This is a genomic window from Pseudoalteromonas luteoviolacea (assembly GCF_001750165.1).
Lineage (GTDB): Bacteria > Pseudomonadota > Gammaproteobacteria > Enterobacterales > Alteromonadaceae > Pseudoalteromonas > Pseudoalteromonas luteoviolacea_G.
This window is the reverse complement of the sequence record NZ_CP015411.1, coordinates 1,903,214-1,920,904: the sequence shown is the minus strand read 5'-3', so window position 1 is coordinate 1,920,904 and position 17,691 is coordinate 1,903,214. Positions and strand designations below refer to the sequence as shown.

Annotated in this window: 19 protein-coding genes; 11 read left to right on the top strand and 8 right to left on the bottom strand. The window is 40.6% G+C overall.

All coding sequences use genetic code 11. From position 1 onward, the window contains the following. Positions 1-65 precede the first annotated feature (65 nt). The 6 genes from S4054249_RS25850 to S4054249_RS08185 all read left to right on the top strand — a co-directional run bounded on the left by S4054249_RS25850 (position 66) and on the right by S4054249_RS08185 (position 5,262). Positions 66-314, top strand: coding sequence for a hypothetical protein (locus S4054249_RS25850; RefSeq protein ID WP_230851817.1), 249 nt, complete (start codon positions 66-68; stop codon positions 312-314). A 5-nt stretch (positions 315-319) separates the two neighbouring features. Then, on the top strand, positions 320-1,528 hold the full coding sequence (locus tag S4054249_RS08205) for an NnrS family protein (RefSeq protein WP_046357293.1): 1,209 nt from the start codon (positions 320-322) through the stop codon (positions 1,526-1,528). 13 nt (positions 1,529-1,541) lie between these two features. After that, positions 1,542-2,705 (top strand): NO-inducible flavohemoprotein, encoded by a 1,164-nt coding sequence (hmpA, locus tag S4054249_RS08200; RefSeq protein WP_046357292.1) that lies wholly within the window; start codon positions 1,542-1,544, stop codon positions 2,703-2,705. A gap of 235 nt (positions 2,706-2,940) precedes the next feature. Further along, complete coding sequence (locus S4054249_RS08195; RefSeq protein ID WP_145924994.1) at positions 2,941-3,207, top strand: hypothetical protein; 267 nt, start codon at positions 2,941-2,943, stop codon at positions 3,205-3,207. A gap of 253 nt (positions 3,208-3,460) precedes the next feature. Then, positions 3,461-4,378, top strand: coding sequence for an esterase/lipase family protein (locus tag S4054249_RS08190; RefSeq protein ID WP_046357290.1), 918 nt, complete (start codon positions 3,461-3,463; stop codon positions 4,376-4,378). Next, positions 4,375-5,262, top strand: a complete 888-nt coding sequence (locus S4054249_RS08185; protein WP_052961056.1) for a lipase chaperone family protein — start codon at positions 4,375-4,377, stop codon at positions 5,260-5,262. Before S4054249_RS08190 ends, S4054249_RS08185 begins: the two co-directional genes overlap by 4 nt. A 26-nt stretch (positions 5,263-5,288) precedes the next feature. On the opposite strand, the gene S4054249_RS08180 is transcribed toward S4054249_RS08185, so the two are convergent. The 4 genes from S4054249_RS08180 to S4054249_RS08165 all read right to left on the bottom strand — a co-directional run bounded on the left by S4054249_RS08180 (position 5,289) and on the right by S4054249_RS08165 (position 9,118). Continuing rightward, on the bottom strand, positions 5,289-5,801 hold the full coding sequence (locus S4054249_RS08180; protein ID WP_052961055.1) for a hypothetical protein: 513 nt from the start codon (positions 5,799-5,801) through the stop codon (positions 5,289-5,291). A 14-nt stretch (positions 5,802-5,815) separates the two neighbouring features. Continuing rightward, on the bottom strand, positions 5,816-6,931 hold the full coding sequence (locus S4054249_RS08175) for a YHYH protein (protein WP_052961054.1): 1,116 nt from the start codon (positions 6,929-6,931) through the stop codon (positions 5,816-5,818). A gap of 154 nt (positions 6,932-7,085) precedes the next feature. Further along, entirely contained in the window at positions 7,086-7,502 is a 417-nt protein-coding gene (locus S4054249_RS08170; RefSeq protein WP_046357289.1) for a nucleotide triphosphate diphosphatase NUDT15, read from the bottom strand. Between the two features lie 131 nt (positions 7,503-7,633). Beyond that, a complete protein-coding gene (locus S4054249_RS08165; protein WP_046357288.1) occupies positions 7,634-9,118 on the bottom strand; it encodes a bifunctional 2-methylcitrate dehydratase/aconitate hydratase in 1,485 nt (494 codons plus the stop codon). A 218-nt stretch (positions 9,119-9,336) separates the two neighbouring features. On the opposite strand from S4054249_RS08165, the gene S4054249_RS08160 reads away from it, so the two are divergent. After that, the gene (locus S4054249_RS08160; RefSeq protein WP_046357287.1) at positions 9,337-9,810 is read left to right on the top strand and encodes a hypothetical protein; all 474 of its coding nucleotides are present in this window, start codon (positions 9,337-9,339) and stop codon (positions 9,808-9,810) included. Positions 9,811-9,858: 48 nt separating this feature from the next. Here S4054249_RS08160 and S4054249_RS08155 read toward each other — a convergent pair whose 3' ends face one another. Both S4054249_RS08155 and S4054249_RS08150 read right to left on the bottom strand, forming a co-directional pair. After that, positions 9,859-10,335 carry a hypothetical protein gene (locus S4054249_RS08155; protein ID WP_046357286.1) on the bottom strand — a complete coding sequence of 159 codons (477 nt, stop codon included), beginning with the start codon at positions 10,333-10,335 and terminating at the stop codon, positions 9,859-9,861. Between the two features lie 291 nt (positions 10,336-10,626). Then, positions 10,627-11,490: a serine hydrolase domain-containing protein gene (locus S4054249_RS08150; protein WP_046357285.1), complete on the bottom strand. Its 864-nt coding sequence runs from the start codon at positions 11,488-11,490 to the stop codon at positions 10,627-10,629. 283 nt (positions 11,491-11,773) lie between these two features. Here S4054249_RS08150 and S4054249_RS08145 point away from each other — a divergent pair, with 283 nt between their 5' ends. From S4054249_RS08145 to S4054249_RS08130, 4 genes are all read left to right on the top strand, one after another. After that, a complete protein-coding gene (locus tag S4054249_RS08145) occupies positions 11,774-12,232 on the top strand; it encodes a low molecular weight protein-tyrosine-phosphatase (protein WP_145925073.1) in 459 nt (152 codons plus the stop codon). A gap of 118 nt (positions 12,233-12,350) precedes the next feature. Next, positions 12,351-13,061, top strand: a complete 711-nt coding sequence (locus S4054249_RS08140) for a CTP synthase C-terminal region-related (seleno)protein (RefSeq protein WP_046357283.1) — start codon at positions 12,351-12,353, stop codon at positions 13,059-13,061. Positions 13,062-13,126: 65 nt separating this feature from the next. Then, positions 13,127-13,771, top strand: a complete 645-nt coding sequence (locus S4054249_RS08135) for a 2OG-Fe(II) oxygenase (RefSeq protein ID WP_046357282.1) — start codon at positions 13,127-13,129, stop codon at positions 13,769-13,771. Positions 13,772-13,913: 142 nt separating this feature from the next. Continuing rightward, positions 13,914-14,219, top strand: coding sequence for a hypothetical protein (locus tag S4054249_RS08130; protein ID WP_046357281.1), 306 nt, complete (start codon positions 13,914-13,916; stop codon positions 14,217-14,219). A gap of 50 nt (positions 14,220-14,269) precedes the next feature. Here the strand turns inward: S4054249_RS08130 and S4054249_RS08125 are convergent, their stop codons facing one another. Together S4054249_RS08125 and S4054249_RS08120 are read right to left on the bottom strand one after the other, a co-directional pair. Then, positions 14,270-17,089, bottom strand: coding sequence for a prolyl oligopeptidase family serine peptidase (locus tag S4054249_RS08125; RefSeq protein WP_046357280.1), 2,820 nt, complete (start codon positions 17,087-17,089; stop codon positions 14,270-14,272). Further along, positions 17,086-17,619, bottom strand: coding sequence for a hypothetical protein (locus tag S4054249_RS08120; protein WP_046357279.1), 534 nt, complete (start codon positions 17,617-17,619; stop codon positions 17,086-17,088). Before S4054249_RS08120 ends, S4054249_RS08125 begins: the two co-directional genes overlap by 4 nt. Between the last annotated feature and the right edge of the window lie 72 nt (positions 17,620-17,691).

The following is a 17,691-nucleotide window of genomic DNA, read 5'->3' as shown; positions in this document are numbered from 1 at the left end:
AATTAAAAAGTTGGCACATCTTGTGCGATATGTGTGACAGGAATACAAACTAAGTGGGTATACATATGCAAATGCAACAAGAGAACTTTACGGGCGTTTTTACTCGTTTACTTTGCGCTTCGAATTGGCTACTTGTCACCAGTATAGTCGGCTTTAGCGTCGCTATCATCGCCAGTTACCCACTTTCTCACCTGCTCTCTATACCCATACAGATCAGCGCGCATATTGGTAGTTTACTGTTCGCTACCCTATTAAAGATTAGCTATGTAGTAAGGTGCTTGTGCCAGTACAGCTTAGGTTTGGAGGTACGCTAGTGACAATGTTACCCATTGAAGAACCTCTATCAAAACCCATTCTTTTAAAGCCATCGACTTGGCCATTTTTGATGTTGGGATTTAGACCCTTATTTTGGCTATCAGCAATTTGGGCGGTCGTTGGCATGTTAATTTGGGCAGGTGTTTTATCCGGCATTTTACACTGGCAAAGCCAAGTTCCTGCAACACTTTGGCATGCCCATGAAATGTTATTTGGGTTTGCCAGTGCCGTCGCTATCGGCTTTTTGCTCACAGCATCTAAAAACTGGACCGGGATCCCAACGATAAATGGCGTTCAGTTGCTATTGCTGTGCAGCTTATGGGTAGCAGCGAGGTTGATTTTTGTATTGCCCGATACCCCTTACATTTGGCTCGCTATTTGCCAAGGCTTATTTTGGTTACTGAGTATTACACATCTGGCCAATACCTTATTGCAAGCTAAGAGCAAAAATAACTATCAATTTATCGTTATTTTGTCGCTCATGGCGAGTGTCAATTTGACCTTCATATGGTTGATTGCAACACATAACTACCTGTTTGCACTTGCTTTGTCACATATTGGTATACTTGGCTTTACGTTTTTAATCAGCATCATTGCTGGGCGCGTATTACCGTTTTTTATTGCAAGAGGCCTTAATCTGCAATCACAAACGACGACCCCTCTGCTCAATCTCGCATTGTTTTGGAGTGCTTTATTAGGGCTTATCGGCTTCTTCGCTCACCATGTATTTAATAGCCCTATAAACCCAGGCTACCTACTCATTTTAACAGGCCTGTTGCATATTGTTCGAAGCATTTATTGGTTCAAATTTGCAATCTGGCAAGTCCCCTTACTTTGGTCGCTCTATATCGCATATTGCTTGATGGGCATGGGCTTGATCGGATTTGGCGGTGCCTATTTGAACTTTGTGTGGCAAGCCAAAGACGCTTTGCACTTAATTACCATAGGTGCAATGGGTCTGATGATTTTATCAATTATGTCGAGAGTGTCACTGGGACATACCGCAAGACCACTCAAGGCACACCCGCTTCTGAGTGTGGCATTTGCACTGTGTTTTCTATCAGCCCTGATCAGAAGTCTATTTCCTTTATTTATCAATCCGCACGATGCATGGCTTGCCAGCGCTATTTTATGGTCTGGTGCATTTACCATTTTCGTTGCGATTTACACCCCTATTTTAATGAAATCTCGCCTCGACGGGCGTCGTGGTTAATTGGAGAATACCTATGTTATCAACTCAAACAATTAAACTGGTTAAGGACACCATTCCTCTACTCGCTAATGCAGGACCTGCGGTCACTGATCACTTTTACAAACGTATGTTTAGTCATAACCCTGAGTTATTAGATGTCTTTAATATCAGTAACCAAAAAACCGGCAAGCAACAATTTGCGTTATTTAACGCGCTGGCGGCTTATGCAACGCACATAGATAACCCGGCAGTATTGTCGCAGGCTATTGAACGCATCAATCATAAACATGCCAGTTTAAACATTTTGCCTGAGCATTATCCCATTGTAGGTACCCATCTATTGGCCACATTACAGGAAATGTTTCCCAATGAATGTACACCGGAGATCATTGATGCTTGGGCTCAAGCCTATGGCGCTTTAGCTGACTTATTCATTACCCAAGAAGAAGCAATCTATCAAAATAATGAACATAAATCTGGAGGCTGGCGCGGTCGTCGTCGCTTTGAAATTACCAAGATTGTAGAAGAATCAGAGGTCATCAAGAGCTTTTATTTAACGCCGTTGGATAAACGACCTGTGGCTAGCTATCAAGCGGGGCAATACCTGGCCGTTGATTGTGAAATTCAAGGGTCTGAAAATCGCCAGATCAGACAGTACTCATTGTCACAATCAAGTCAAAGCGATCATTATCGTATTTCAGTCAAAAAAGAGGGATTGGTTTCAAGCTACTTACACACACTTGAGCAAGGCGATGAAATAGATGCATACCCTCCTGCTGGTGACTTTATTTTGTTAGCGTCAGATGCTCCTAAGGTATTTATCAGTGCAGGTGTCGGGATCACACCAATGATGGCGATGTTGCAAACAATCAAATCAAACGCATCAAATACACCTTGCTGGTTCTTGCATGCGGCACGTACGCATGCTGAGCACGCATTTTATGACCACGTAGAGGCTTTCAAACCACAGCTATCCTCTCTACAAAGCCATTATTGGATAGAGAATAATGCCAACGGACACCGCGAGGGGAGAATGTACCTAGCTGAAATATCTTCTGAATTACCATTAGAAACCGGTGAATTTTACCTTTGTGGACCAAGCGCATTCATGGCGTTTATAAAAACCCAATTAATTGATTTGGGTGTTGACGACAGTCGTATTCTTTACGAGGTGTTTGGCCCTCACCAAGCACTATAACCTTTTAAAAAGAGCCGAATGGCTCTTTTTTATTCACTGTATATTGTTGGAGTGCGGATTGCCTAAAATTTAAAGCAAATTCAAAATACAGCGCACACATATGCGTCAACACAACAAAGTGCGTTAACAACGCCAGCACAAAATAACAACCAAGTAGCACAATCAGCACATACACAGCTCTGAACGCGTATTTGATTTCACCTATATGACCTTAAAAGAGCAAAATGAGGCAGCAATGACACTTTATCAATCAGATTATTTGACCATGGGTGAAATGGCACTTTTAACTGGTCGATATGGCCTTATTAAACATGATGGTCAACTGGGTGGTACCACGTTAAATGACGCCAACACCAAACCATTTAACGTGATAGAGCAAATGCGAGAGGACCTCACTTATGTAAAATTAAAGCACCTAGCAAAGTCTGATGTGGTAAACAATCATGAAACATTGCTTAAGAAAATTGAACACCACCAGAATGGTATCAATACACATGCTTAATCATTCAGACAGATAAAATATTCTCAAAACAATTTGCTCCAGCTCAAAGCTCATCACTTTTTATGATTATAATTGCATGCAATGGAAATCAAATTTTATAATTATTATTTATATCAATCATCTAAAGAAAGTTACGTTTATAAAAACACTCATTAAAATCAACATTCTGTCTATTTTTTAATCTTTTGGCTTGATCTCTGAAGTACTTGCTCTAGTTTTAATGTTACTAACTTGTAACAATTGGAGCATATACATGAAAAGGTTTATTTTGACTCTCATTTTAGGTTTTACTTCCTGCTTTCCACACTTAGTCCACAGCCAAGACACACTAGAGTATCCTGTCGTGCTGGTACATGGCTTATTTGGATTCGATAACTTGCTCGGGGTTGATTACTTTTATCGAGTCCCTTCAATCATTCAACAAGAGGGTGGCAACGTATTCGTGGCAGAAGTCTCCTCTGCGCATAATTCAGAATTAAGAGGTGAGCAACTGCTTGAACAAGTCGCTTTGATCAGAGCACTAACGGGTAAGGACAAGGTAAATTTAATTGGTCACAGCCAAGGTGCACAAACGATCCGTTATGTGGCATCAGTAAAACCACAATGGGTTGCATCGATAACCAGTATTGGCGGTGTAAACTGGGGGAGTCGATTTGCCGATGTCGTTAGAGGCGGTGTTGACCGAGGCTCTTTTTCTGAGCAGTTTTTGGCATCGCTCGCCAATGCATTGGCTGGCTTAATTGATTTACTTTCAGGAAAAGCCACTGCACCCAAAGATGCTTTACAAGCGCTTGAAGCATTAACCACCGAAGGTACCCTTGCATTTAATCAAAAATATCCAGAAGGTGTGCCAAACCAATATTGTGGTCAAGGCAACATGCTTGAGCACAATGGTGTTTATTATTTTTCTTGGAGTGGTGCTAAAGCATGGACCAATGTGTTTGACCCAGCCGATACACCTCTGGCTTTTATTTCACAGGTTTTTGACGAAGCCAATGATGGACTGGTGTCAACCTGCTCTAGCAATTTAGGACAAGTCATAGGCAATGATTTTAAAATGAACCATTTAGATCAAGTCAATCAGACCATAGGGATCCACCATCTATTTGAAACTGATCCGTTAACTTTGTACAGACAACATATTATTCGCTTAAAAGGGCTAAACCTGTGAAAGGAAAACATCTGTTAACGGTGACGATTGTTGGGGCGCTATGCGCCTTGGTTTTGTGGAAAATTAATACAAACACGCAAAGCGCTGAACAAATCGCACTGCACTACCCTACTTTTCAAAAACCTACTGTTCAAAAACTTAAAACACATGCAGAAACCGAGATTTCTGTTAGCTCAAACCCCATGCCAATATGCAGTTCAGTGAAAAAGTTACACAAAACATACATAGACGATTGGTTAATCACCTTGCAGCATAAACAGCAAGTTGAAAGCTGGCCTCAGTTTATTCATCAGCTGCCAGTTTGCTTACAGTCACTCGCCCATGATTACATGTGTTATAAAATGGCACTCACTAAAGTGGACCCTTTTTTAAACATACATGAACGCTTTGAAGCTTTAACGGCCTTGCAACGACAATACTTTTCCCAGCAGGTTATCGATGCATGGTTTGAAGATGAAAACAGCTGGCACACGCACACCTTGACACGTTGGCACATTCTCTCTGACAAAACTCTCAGTGAAGACATGCGCAAATCACTACTCGATGCACATATCTCTCAACTGCCAGACGCGCAGCGACAGGTAATTGAATCATCGCAGCGCTTTTTAACACTAAAAAACAACTGGCATTCTATGGACTATAACCAACTTAGTGCAAACTTTGGTGATGAGGCGGCCCAGCGACTTGTTGCATTACAATCTAAGCAACAACTGTGGCAGCAAAGAATTCAACACTACAAGCAAGCTCGCCAAGCGATTGTGGCGCAAGCCCCACTTGAACAGCACAATGAAAAAATAACGACTCTCAAACATAACTTGTTCGACAGCAATGAGTTAAAGCGTCTAGATGTTATTTTGGCTCGTGAGCAGGCTCAATCACCATAATTACATCTGCTCACCAGTAAGTTAGGCTAAAATACTCTCTCGCCCTGTTTTTTTGACGTCAGAACAAATGCTTTTTTCAGTCCTAACCGTTTATATTTCGCTGTTATTTCAACAGAGCTAAGGGCATTATCACCGTAAAAAACATTATGGAATGACAGGTTCTTCGTGTGATCCACATTGATAAACTTACCCATAACAATAATTTGGTCTATCTCACGGCCATTGCCATGGTGAGACGCTTGAGGAGACAACATCAATCCCTCCAAATACTGGATTTTCTCACCCTGTTGCATATAAATGCCAGCCAGTACTTGCTTGAAAATAGTCTCTTTTGCCTGCTTAAATTCAGTGAAAGACAGGTGTCTATCTTTATCTGTATCCGCCGCTAAAAAGTTAGATGCCGATAGCGATATCACGGTATAAACACCTGTTTCATCGAAGTTAAGCGTACCACGCTCAGCGACCATAAGGTGTGCATTAGCAGACACGCTGAACACCAAAAAACACATACACCAAAAGTGATTTCTAAAATAAGTCATTACATCTACCTTTTTTATAATTCACCTTTCACACAACGCTGAAAATATGGGTAACTGTCCGTTGCATAATAATGATAAATACCTTCAGGAAACTCAGGTGTTACACCAAAACGTCCGTTACACTCGTCTAGATCTCCGCTACCCGCCACGTATTCCCAATCCTGTGCAAAGGTGCCTAGTGCATAGACAGAAGTAGATGGGCGATTGCTGCTGACATTTTCAACCAGTTGATAACTACCTGTGATCACTTTAAGCGCGGACTGTGCATCATCTGCATCGCTATATCCATATCGCGCATAAATTGGAAAACCATCTGCCGCCCAACCGATTAATGTCATGGTTGAATCTGAGCCACCGCGCAGTGTTACAAACCCTTCTGGCATACCATGGTAATGATATGAGCCATCTGGTTGCACATGAGCGTTATTGTCATCGGTACCAAAATCAAAGCTCGTTTGACCCAACGCTTCAATGCTCCAGTTTCCTGTATTCCCCACTAGCGAACAATCATTGCCAGAGTCATCACAGGAGCCAGCTGTATTGGCATCAATTTTTACACCATTCAAAACATAACCAGTTGCACCTCTTGGGCCACCGAGCGTTGAAGTGGTCTCAGTTTTTGTTGGTGTCAGCGAGTAACTGATCGACACTGACGTTTCACTGATCGTATTAGGATTGCCTGGATTTGGGAAAGTACCTGTTTGGTGGTCGGGAATACCATTTGCTGTTAATGTTCTTGCACTGCCTGTGCAATTCCAATCGGCATTGCTCGTCGCTTGGACCGATGCAGAGTCATTAAACTCATTATAGAAATAATCACATAACACACCGTCAGTTGAACCTGATGTCGCAGCCGTCCCATTGTCAACATCATCTGAACTATCCGTGCTGCCACTCGTGTCGCCTGAATTGTCAGTGCTGGTACCACTTGTTGAAGTGTTGCTGCTGGTATCTGAAGTGCTATTCGAGCTACTAGATGTACTGGTATCTGCTGTGTTATTTACACTTTGCTGTGTAGTTGACTCAGCTTGTGTGTTATCACTACTACTGGAGCCACACCCTGCCAACATTAACATAGTCGCACTTGCTGTAAGTACAGATATGTTATGAACAATTGAACCTTGCTTCATATCAACACTCCCATAGAGAAAGAAACTTTCGTCACCCAATGTGGTTAACTATTGCTGTTTTTGTAACTATAGGAGCTAATTGTGCAAACACTGTGCAATAAATGAAATATTTTAAAAATACATTTAATTTATGAATATAAATTTAAGCCTAAATCTAAATCTCTGCATTGAAATGTGTAGGGTTTGCCTCTATCAAATTTACCATCGGAATAAATAACGGTTGTGGTAAGTTATCCCATGTAAACCACTGCCATTGCTTACATTTATGCGGTTCTAAAATTTGTGCATCTCCTTCATCACATCGCGCCTCAACAAAGATAGTGATGTAATGTTTATCTTCACGCTCAAAAAGATCATTCGTGAAACCAACTTGTTTAACATCCTCAACCGTTAATCCGGTCTCCTCAAGTACCTCACGGGCTGCACAAGACTCAATACTTTCGCCAAATTCTAAATGACCACCCGGTGTTGCCCAGGTGTTTGCGCCATGGGCCCCAATGCGCTCACCCAATAAAATTTGATTGCCTCGCTTGATAATAACACCAACCCCGACTCGAACTACTTTACTCATGGGATTTCCTTTTATAAATGAGTGGAGCTGGATTTTAACTATCTAAAAGGCATAGGCAAACAAATATTGCGTTGTAACTCAGTTAAAATTGAATTCCAACTGAGTTCTAGTTCAATTGAGTAAACCGCCGCTTAGATCACCCACAAATCCATGAATCGGTTTACCGGTGTTTTTAACAAGAGGTGTTTATCAGCAAACAAATCAATAATTTGATTACACTGCCCTTTAGGAAAACGAGTTTCCAAGTTTCGTTTGAATTTTGCTTTTAATACAGGAATGCCTTCTTCGCGACGGCGGCGATGGCCAATTGGGTACTCCACCTCAATTTTGTCGGTGCAACTTCCATCATTAAAATGGATCTGAATGGCGTTGGCAATTGAGCGCTTGTCAGGGTCATGATATTCTTCACTGTAACGCTTATCTTCGATAATCACCATTTTATTTCTAAGTATATCGATTTTCGGGTGCTGCAAATGAAACTCATCTTCATAATTTTCAGCACTCAATGTGCCAAATAATAGAGGGACTGCGACCATATATTGCAAGCAGTGATCTCTGTCAGCTGGGTTTGCCAACTCACCTACTTTAGAAATAATTCGGATTGCAGATTCATGAGTTGTTATTTCTATACGTTTTATATCATCAACTCGGTTTAAGACTTGCTTATGAAGCGTGACAGCAGCTTCACAGGCGGTTTGCGAGTGAAACTCTGCGGGGAAACTCAGTTTAAAAAGAATGTTTTCCATCACATAAGCGCCATATTCTCTTTGGAAGCTAAACTTTCGCTGTGCTTGGGGCTTCAAAGCAAGATCTTTATTCGTTTGACTAAAAGATACATCATAAAAGCCCCACTGCGGTGCACTCAACACCCCAGGTATGCCCATTTCTCCCTTAATCGACATATCGGCTAACCTTACTCCTCGTGAAGTCGCATCCCCTGCTGCCCAAGACTTCCGTGAGCCTGCGTTAGGCGCGTGTCGATACGTCCGAAGTGATGAACCATCTACCCATGCTTGAGAGATAGCCGCCATAACTTGCTCTCTATCACCTCCCATAAGATCAGTTACAACTGCCGCAGTCGCAACGCGCACAAGTAATACATGGCACAAACCAACCCGATTAAAGCTATTCTCTAGCGCCAGTACACCTTGCACTTCATGTGCTTTAATCATGGCAATAACAACATCTTCGATAGTTAACGGAGCAAGCCCAAGACTCATATTTTTCTGAGATAAGAAATCTGCAACCGCCAAAACTCCACCAATGTTGTCCGAGGGGTGCCCCCACTCAGCCGCTAACCATGTATCATTGAAATCCAACCAACGGATAATACACCCGATATCCCAAGCCGCTTTCACAGGGTCTAACGTAAACTGTGTGCCCGGAACTCTTGCACCGTTTGGTACCAAAGTCCCTTTTACCAATGGCCCCAGATGTTTTGTACACTCTGGAAAACTCAAGGCCAATATTCCACACCCTAATGTATCCATTAAACAATAGATAGCTGTATCAACCGCTTCTTGAGAGTCAACTTTATAATTTATAACGTAATCGGCTATGTCCTGAATTTCCTGATCGTAACTTGGGCGGTTTGCCAAATCGACATTTGCACTCATAGTGCCACTCCTGTGGTTCGCTGTTAGATGATTTTCATGCCAAAAAGTAATGCATTGCATAACTCAGTCACAAAATGAATGGTTGAGGTATAATTTTAGTTAATGTAAGGATATGCACCACAACCTTTGCAAATGATATTTATTTTCATTATCATTTGCAAATAACGATGCGAGAAGTGATTTAAATGCTTTGATGTATTATTAAAAAAAGGATAAACATGTCAGCCCAACTACTTACATTGGTGTCGTCCACTAACTCAGATTCTTTGACGATAAAATACAATCGTTTGATAGACAGTGCACAAACCGCATACCTGTTTGGTCATCAAGAAAAAGCTGCTAACTGCTATCAAGAGGCATTTAAAATTAGTCTCAAAATTTTACAGCAACCAAGTGCAAACAGAGTCTCGATTAACCGCATAGTTGAGGTGTGCAATTACTGCTTTGATTATTGTCCAATTTTTGATGACTCTGATGACTTTTGCTTTTTAGAAGCTGCAGCAGATACGCTAGGCAAACTAGTACAAAGCCAAACAGACTTAAAAATAAGAAAAAAAGCATTGGATGGGTTGAAGAATATTGCATGTTTGGCATGTGAGCTTGTTCGCTTTAACCAAAGTATTCGCTGTCAGGTTATTATCGATCACTATGTGAAATTAGAATCAACACATGCAAGATATTTATCTCATTGAATAAAAAATGAAAATGGCTGTGCCACAATCTAGCACAGCCTACCTAAATTAACCAAAATTAACCGTATACGCACCTATATAAGTTTTTTGATTACCCACTTTTTTACTTAAACGGCACTCTAAACTGTAGGCAGTGCCCACGTCTCTATTACTGTCACCAATCGTGCCTGCAGAGACAGACTGGTATAAAAATCCTGGATAGCTAGATAAGGTAAAATCTTTTTTTATTAAAGAAGGCTTTGTTGCATAGTGTGACCAATGTCTGCGAACTAAACTACAATACACTGTACGGTGTGGTTGATGCCAAATATCAAGCCCCTGAAACTTCAGTCCCACTTGATTTCGAATGGGGCATCGTATTGTTAAATCCTGAGTTAAGGATGCGTTTGTCACACCCGCTTCTTCAAACGCAATTTCACCATACGCGCCAACCTGCTTACACTCAGTTGGATCAACTGACACTCTTACTTGCGCACTCGCTACACAAGACATTAATAACCCTGACACTAATAGTATATTTTTCATCATGTTTCCTTCATTTTAACCTTTACTAGAAACAAAGATGATTACACAAAATATACACACTGTTAATATTTATTATTCATAAAATAGCCTTGATTAAGCCGTCACTCATTCACAACAACAATACCGTCGTTATGTTAATTGGCAAAAAAATTGATAAATACCCCTGATTTTTGCGCAAAAAACCTATATCAGGTTAAGCAGCATACACAGTCAACAGAACAAAACCCATACGCAGAGTAACAAGTACGTGTCGCATTCATTTACACGACACACACTCCTTTATTCGCGTTCTCAGCATGCATTAGTTGCAAGTTGCACCGCTTTATTCTCAACTTGTGCTTGATCTTGTCCCACAGAAAATACGGCGATTGTTTGCGGCCTTGCCTGTTTAAAATGGTGCACCGCAATAACACTTCCAGGCCCCATCCCCGTATGCCCTGCTGTTTTGAGCTTACTGTCATCATTACACATCAAGCCCAAACCGATTGCAGGTTGCGTCCAAGGCCGCTCTCCTACATTCACTTTTAAAGGAAGTGTACGCAACATTTGCGCGACTGTATCAGTGCTGAGTATCTCGCCGTTAAGCAAATAATGTAAGAATAACGCCGCGTCCCCAACCTTTCCTGCTATCAGGCCATGGTAGCACCAGTTCGGATCATAGCTTTCTTTACTGCCATAAAGTGTGCTAAAAGCCTTACTATTATTAACTAATATCGCACTATTCAGGCCAAGCTCTTTGACTAAGAGTCGTTCAACTAAGTCACAGAGTCCAGTGTCACTCAATCTCTCCACTTGTTGTCGTAGAAGTAAATAGCCAATATTTGAGTAACACCATCCACCCCCCGGTTCAAAGCGTAAAGCATCAACATTTACTTTTTCAAATAGTGTCTCTATCGACCAAGGCTTTTCATTGTTTTCTACAGCTTTATGATATTCAGGCAAAAAGGAGTAATCCCCTAATCCAGAGGTATGCTGCAGTAGCTGTCTGTAAGTAAAAGGCTTTCCTGGGTAATTATCGTCTAAATTTAGCTTCCCCGTATCACAAAGCCGCATAACCAAGACCCCAATCACGGTTTTAGTAAAACTCCACCAAGGCACGATTTCACTGCTTTGCTCATGCACCAGCACTCCCTCATCAACTTTGTTGTATATCATTGAGTACTCCACGCTTCATATTGCACAACATTCTATTTATGACGGTCGGTCCAAAATAAATTAAGTGTGCTAGGTTTAGTTTTACGCAAGGGTAAATGCTTGTTCACTCTTGTTACAATTGGTGAAATTGAATACAACCCCATAATAATATTAAAATTATAGTATTATCATGAAATTATCTCACCTATACTTTTATTGCTCTGTTGAGAATGTTAGTTTAATGACTTGTTTAAAGTGATAGCTCGATATTGATAGGCAAAAGACAATGACTCAAGATACCAAAATTTCTAATATTCTCGTTGTTTGCATGGGCAACATTTGTCGCTCCCCTACCATGGAAGCAGTCTTAAAGGCTAAAACACAAGCCCAAGGCTTATCTCTAAATATCGATTCTGCTGGCACCATTAATTATCATGAAGGTAATACGCCAGATAGCCGCAGTATGAAAGCAGGTGAGCGCCGTGGCTATAGCTTCGCACATATTCATTCTAGACAAGTACGTCCAGAAGATTTTGAAGCATTTGATCTCATTCTATGTGCTGATAAATTGAATTTAGAAGATCTTAAATCAGTTTGCCCGCCGCAGTACCAACATAAAATCGAATTATTTTTAGACTACGCCAATGATGACGTGCAAGAAGTGCCTGATCCCTATTACGGTGAAGGAGATGGATTCGAATTGGTTTTAGATCTCATCGAAAGGGCCAGTGATAATATCATTAAGCGATTATTAACTTCTTAACTTGTAAAACACTATCAGACAGTCTGTCACAAAATATAGAAAAGTGGGCTAGACGGCCACTGCAGATATACCCATAACAAAAACATACTAATAATAAGCCACAGCTTAAGGAAAAGAGATGAAAGAGTTGTCCATCGTTTTAATCGGAGATTTTGATCCCACAGTCCCTGCCCACCAAGGGATCCCTCTCTCTGTAGATTTAGCCGCAGAAGACCTTAAACTTAAAGTCACAGCTACTTGGCTTGGCACTGACAAAGTAAAAGACACCGACCTCTCACAATTTGATGGTATCTGGTGCGTGCCCAAAACCCCCTATGTGGATCCTGAAGGTGCAATCACAGCTATCCGTTTCGCAAGAGAAAATTTGATACCATTTTTAGGCACTTGTGGTGGCTTTCAGCATGTTGTTGTTGAGTATGCTAGAAATGTTATCGGTTGGTCTGATGCCGCACATGGAGAATCAGAGCCTGATGCCAAGCGACAGGTCATATCTCCTTTAAGCTGCGCATTGGTTGAAACAACGGAGAAAATCAATCTTTTTGCCCAAAGTCAATTAGCTAGTATTTACGGATCTTTGACGATTCAAGAGGGGTATCGCTGTCGTTATGGCCTAAACACGACTTTTCGTGACGCATTACTTCAAGGACCTTTAGTCGGATCTGCTGACGATGATACAACTGAAATTCGCGCGGTTGAATTAACTATTCACCCATTTTTTATCGCCACGTTATTCCAACCTGAACGTGCTGCATTAAGTGACAAGCGCTCACCGCTTATTCATGCATTTATAAACGCATGTGCGCAAAATCAAGCTTTAACTAGACAATAGTAATATACACTTGCCTTTTAGGGCTTGATTAGGTAAAAAGCCTCCACATTATCTGGAGGTGTGAATTGTCTGACTTTGACATTGAAAACATATATGCGCAAATAGCCGATGATTTGCGCTCAACTGGTTTGAGCATTATTGAAAATGCCATGGACCCAATTATTATTCAAGCTCTCAACCAACGCATTGCAAGTTTAGAAGAAGATACTTTTCAAACCGCAGGTATTGGTCGACAAAGTGACCATGAAAAAAATGCCCTGATCCGACGGGACAAAATTCGTTGGCTTGATAGAAGTAATGAGCTAGAGGCTGGGTACTTGCAAGCGATGGATGACTTAAAAGACTACTTAAATCGACGCTTGTTTATGGGTCTATTCAGCTATGAAAGCCACTTTGCACATTATGAAAAAGGTGCTTTTTACAAAAAACATCTTGATGCGTTTAAAGGCAAGGCCAACCGAGTCCTCACAACGGTCTTTTATCTTAATGAAGACTGGCAAACTGAAGACGGTGGCGAGCTTGTCATTTATCAAGCTGAAGACCACAACAAAGCATTGTGCAAAGTACTCCCCCAGCAAGGCACACTGGTTACATTTTTAAGTGACGAATTTCCTCATGAAGTGTTAGCTGCTAACAAATCAAGATATTCAATAGCAGGCTGGTTCAGAATTAATGCAAGTACCGCAGCACATATCGACCCACCACGCTAACTTGTTACGTGTGCAAAGATAGTAACTACTATCTCTGTACACTTCCTATTCACATACGATACCTCTACGCTTCATTACAATATTTAACTGTTAATTCCTATCAATTACAGATATCTTGGCAAAAAAGTTTAAGGAAAATACCATGTTTAAACTGCTCGTACCAATATTGATAATGAGTTTATTCTCAGGCTGTATATTCGTATCAAAGGAGGTGCAATATTATGACGAGCAATGTCATATAACAAAACGCAAGCATGTATTAAGCACTGAACAAATGGCTTCAATTGGTAACTGTTCAGGTACCGCATGTGCAATGGTTATGGCCGGTGCAGGTATCGTCTCCGCAGCAAGCCTTGTTGTTTCTGGGACCGTTGTAGTGACTCAAAATACGCTCTCGTGGCTCGAACAAAGCAAAGGGTGTACAAAGTCAGAGCCAAAAGATACGTAGATATTAACTTTATAACTACAAAAAAGCCCGCTTTCTAAGCGGGCAATTGATTAGCTATCAATACAAGAAAAGCTTTTAACTTTCTCGCCATGTAAGTTAAATATACTTATTTTGTAAGTCAAATCTGACTCTCCTTTATCCATCTTCACAGCATATCGCCAAGAATGCGTTGTGCGCCCCCTGAAAATAGAATAGCTATCCTCTATTAGACGGCTATCTTTATACACTTCCCAACGCATAATCGCCGCAGTCCTATGACCAGTATCCATTCCTTCCAAGTCGACAAACGCTTCTATGTAACATTGCTTCGGTTCGTTTGAAGTATGATTTTCCTGTCCAATTGGGACTAACTTATCACGCCAACTCTGCCCAAGATGGCGATCCCAAACATAAGTGCCCTTACCTCTCACATTTAATGAGAAATCCAGCTTAGTAATTTCATATTTCTTAATTATCAGATCAGTCAATGAAGATTTGACATCCGATGGTGTACTTTCGCTTACTATCAACCTCGCTAATGTGCTCATCGTAGGTGCTTCAAACTTGTCCAGAAATTCCAATGGATATTCCAAACAGCGTTGTGCCTGTTTATCATTTAATGGATTTTGACAGTACATCATTAAACGTAACAAACTTTCTTCCCTATGCTCACTAACGTCTGTTATTGAAGATAATATTTTGTGTGCTGTGACAATATTTTTCTCAGTTCCGATACCTTTAAAATGAAGCTTCGCTAGGGAAACTTTAGCATCTCTATTGCCCTTTTGAGCCCCTTGTGCAAAATAGTACTTTGCTTTGACAAGGTCTTTAGGGCGCCCTAACCCTTGTTCAAATAAAACACCCAGGTTATAGAATGCTTCACCATTATCGAACTCAGCCGCACGCTCATTATAACGCACCGCTAAGTCATAATTTGGAGTCATCAGTACATCTTCGTTGTCGTAAAGTGCGGCTATTTCTAAAGCTTCTTTTGCAAGTAGCGCTTTCTCAGCTTCAGATTTAGGTAAGAGCGGTTCTAAATCAAGTGCCCTTTCAAGAAAATCAATCACCGATAGGGTTTCTTGTCGCTGTCTAAACCAGTTTGACTGACCATGACCTGCGTGCTTAAAAAAGAGTGTTTCTACCTCTTTCTCATGTATATCTAATACTTGCTTTAACCTATGACTATGTTCAAAGTGCGCTATGTAATCTCTGCGACCTGCAATCAAAAACACAGGGGCATTCAGTTTTTCAACAAGATAAACAGGTGAAGGTTTGCTGTAAGCTTCTTCTTTAGCACCTACTGCCCCTTCTATTCTCTCTACCATTGCTTCTTTGCCATGAAAGTTCGAGCTAGAAAATAAATAAGGGATGTCATAAATACCGTAGGCAGCAATAACACAATCAAAACGCTGTGGCTCATTGATTGCGAGCATAATGGATGAGTAGCCGCCATAGCTGCTTCCCATAGCACATGTTTTTGAAAAGCTATAATCAGCTTCTAATTTGTCTAAAACAGTTAAAATGTCATCCTCAATCTCAGCACCTAATGCCCCAACGCCTAGCTTTTGAAACGCTTTACCATAACCTGCAGACCCCCTGAAATTGACTCTTAAAACCGCAAATCCTCGATTTGCTAAGAGTTGGATTTCAGGACTGTACTCATTACTGTCTCGGATACCAATTGGTCCTCCATGAGGCATCACAATTAAAGTATTGCGATCATTTACAATGGGTGTTGTTAATAAGCCTTCTAGCAGAATACCATCAGCTGTCGTGGCTTCAATGAGCTGCGTGGGCGCAAGTTTAAAATCCTCTAGCACTTCATAAGCGGAAATTAAGCGGGTGAGTGCGTCTGATTTAGTGTTAAAATGATACCAAGTTCCAGCATGTATCGGTGACGTTGCTAGCAATAGATGATTGTCGCCACTTTTATCAATTGCTAACGTAGACAGAGACATCCCCTCTAGTTCATTAGACAAACGACCCTTTAAGCTTGCTTTCTGTTTGTCTAAATATTCATTGTAGGGCCTACCATGGCGTAAATAAGAAACACTGATAACCTTACCGTTTTCTATTTCCGCCCCTATAACATCGTATTTATCATTACCGTATATTAAGTCACCGATTTTATTTTCTTCTAGAGAATATGAATATACTGACGCTTTATCACTGTCTTTATTACTTAGCACCACCATATTTTTGCTATCCAAAAATCCAATGGGTAAAAAGTAACTGCTGCGACCAAACTCTGCGGTGAGTAACAGGGACCAGTTACGATCACTTAGCCCTCTAGATGATATCGCAACCTTATCACCCTCCTCTTTAAAGCCGATCAGTTTCTCAATACTAGATTCATAGAATAACTGGTCTTGACCGTACTGAGTATAGAATAAGCTTTTAATCACCGGTTTTTCACCAGAGAACAAACTATCTATATTCACCAATGCAACTTGATTCTTATCTCGTTTTGTTCTCTCAGAGATAAGTATATGTTTATTATCTCTCGGGAACCCATCAATAACAGACCAGTTTTTATTTAGCCTAACCTCTTTAAAACCAGATTCGGTTTTTTTTGCTAGAAAAGTGTAACTCAAACTTTTTGCTTGTAATTCAAGTAAAAGCACATCGTTACTCACCCAGTACTTTTTAATTAATGGGTTTGAAATATGAACATTTTTTATGGGAAGGGCTGTATGATCCTTTACATTATAATTTACGATCAAATAGCTTTTTTTGCCCCTTTGAGTATACGTAACATTATCCCCATCTGGCGACAGACTGAATCTCCCGTATTCTGGTGCTGTAATTAATTGCTTAGAGTCTATTAGCTGTGCTTCTGTGTAAAAGCTCATGATAAACAAAAAAATCAAAACAAAAAGTTGTTTCATAAGCTTTGATTACTCCATAATTTTAGGTAGTCATCCTTGCCGGGGCCACCATATACAATCGCTTTACTGGCTAAAATTGTTGGGAATTGTGCCTTCAAAAACGCTAAGGCTAGAGATGAGTTATTGATAAGTTCCATATGGTATCGCAGCGAGCGAGCAAACATTTGTGTTCTCAGTTCAATATCTCCACCATAGTTGATCTCGCCTTCTTTAATTGTAAAAGTCCAATACTCTTGGTCATCGACATATGCACGATAATATTGGCTAAATTCAATTCTAGTTAACCTGTATTCACCTGCCTGCAAAGCCAGTAAAATATAATTACTCCCCGCAGCTAAATCTTGGCGAGTTATTCTGATATTTTTAGGTCCCTCAATTTGAATAGACTTAAGTCGGACATTACTATCGATCCCCAGCAGTATATAGCCAGAGCTTTCATTTACTAAAATGTCTTTATCATCTTTAATGGATTCAACATTAGTAGCACATCCCCCAAGAAAAAATAATAGAAAAATTAGCAAGAACTTCACTTATCTCACTCTCCTAGAACTAAAAAGTAGCTTTAAATTTCAACGTATTATATATTTTAAAATTCAAACACA

Bases quoted from the DNA above. Each gene is read 5' to 3' on its own strand.
- hmpA (WP_046357292.1), top strand. From the start codon at position 1,542: ATGTTATCAACTCAAACAATTAAACTGGTTAAGGACACCATTCCTCTA.
- S4054249_RS08140 (WP_046357283.1), top strand. From the start codon at position 12,351: ATGAAAGAGTTGTCCATCGTTTTAATCGGAGATTTTGATCCCACAGTC.
- S4054249_RS08130 (WP_046357281.1), top strand. From the start codon at position 13,914: ATGTTTAAACTGCTCGTACCAATATTGATAATGAGTTTATTCTCAGGC.
- S4054249_RS08125 (WP_046357280.1), bottom strand. From the start codon at position 17,089: ATGAAACAACTTTTTGTTTTGATTTTTTTGTTTATCATGAGCTTTTAC.
- S4054249_RS08205 (WP_046357293.1), top strand. From the start codon at position 320: ATGTTACCCATTGAAGAACCTCTATCAAAACCCATTCTTTTAAAGCCA.
- S4054249_RS08175 (WP_052961054.1), bottom strand. From the start codon at position 6,931: ATGAAGCAAGGTTCAATTGTTCATAACATATCTGTACTTACAGCAAGT.
- S4054249_RS08160 (WP_046357287.1), top strand. From the start codon at position 9,337: ATGTCAGCCCAACTACTTACATTGGTGTCGTCCACTAACTCAGATTCT.
- S4054249_RS08190 (WP_046357290.1), top strand. From the start codon at position 3,461: ATGAAAAGGTTTATTTTGACTCTCATTTTAGGTTTTACTTCCTGCTTT.
- S4054249_RS08170 (WP_046357289.1), bottom strand. From the start codon at position 7,502: ATGAGTAAAGTAGTTCGAGTCGGGGTTGGTGTTATTATCAAGCGAGGC.
- S4054249_RS08155 (WP_046357286.1), bottom strand. From the start codon at position 10,335: ATGAAAAATATACTATTAGTGTCAGGGTTATTAATGTCTTGTGTAGCG.
- S4054249_RS08165 (WP_046357288.1), bottom strand. From the start codon at position 9,118: ATGAGTGCAAATGTCGATTTGGCAAACCGCCCAAGTTACGATCAGGAA.
- S4054249_RS08180 (WP_052961055.1), bottom strand. From the start codon at position 5,801: ATGACTTATTTTAGAAATCACTTTTGGTGTATGTGTTTTTTGGTGTTC.
- S4054249_RS08195 (WP_145924994.1), top strand. From the start codon at position 2,941: ATGACACTTTATCAATCAGATTATTTGACCATGGGTGAAATGGCACTT.
- S4054249_RS08150 (WP_046357285.1), bottom strand. From the start codon at position 11,490: ATGATATACAACAAAGTTGATGAGGGAGTGCTGGTGCATGAGCAAAGC.
- S4054249_RS25850 (WP_230851817.1), top strand. From the start codon at position 66: ATGCAAATGCAACAAGAGAACTTTACGGGCGTTTTTACTCGTTTACTT.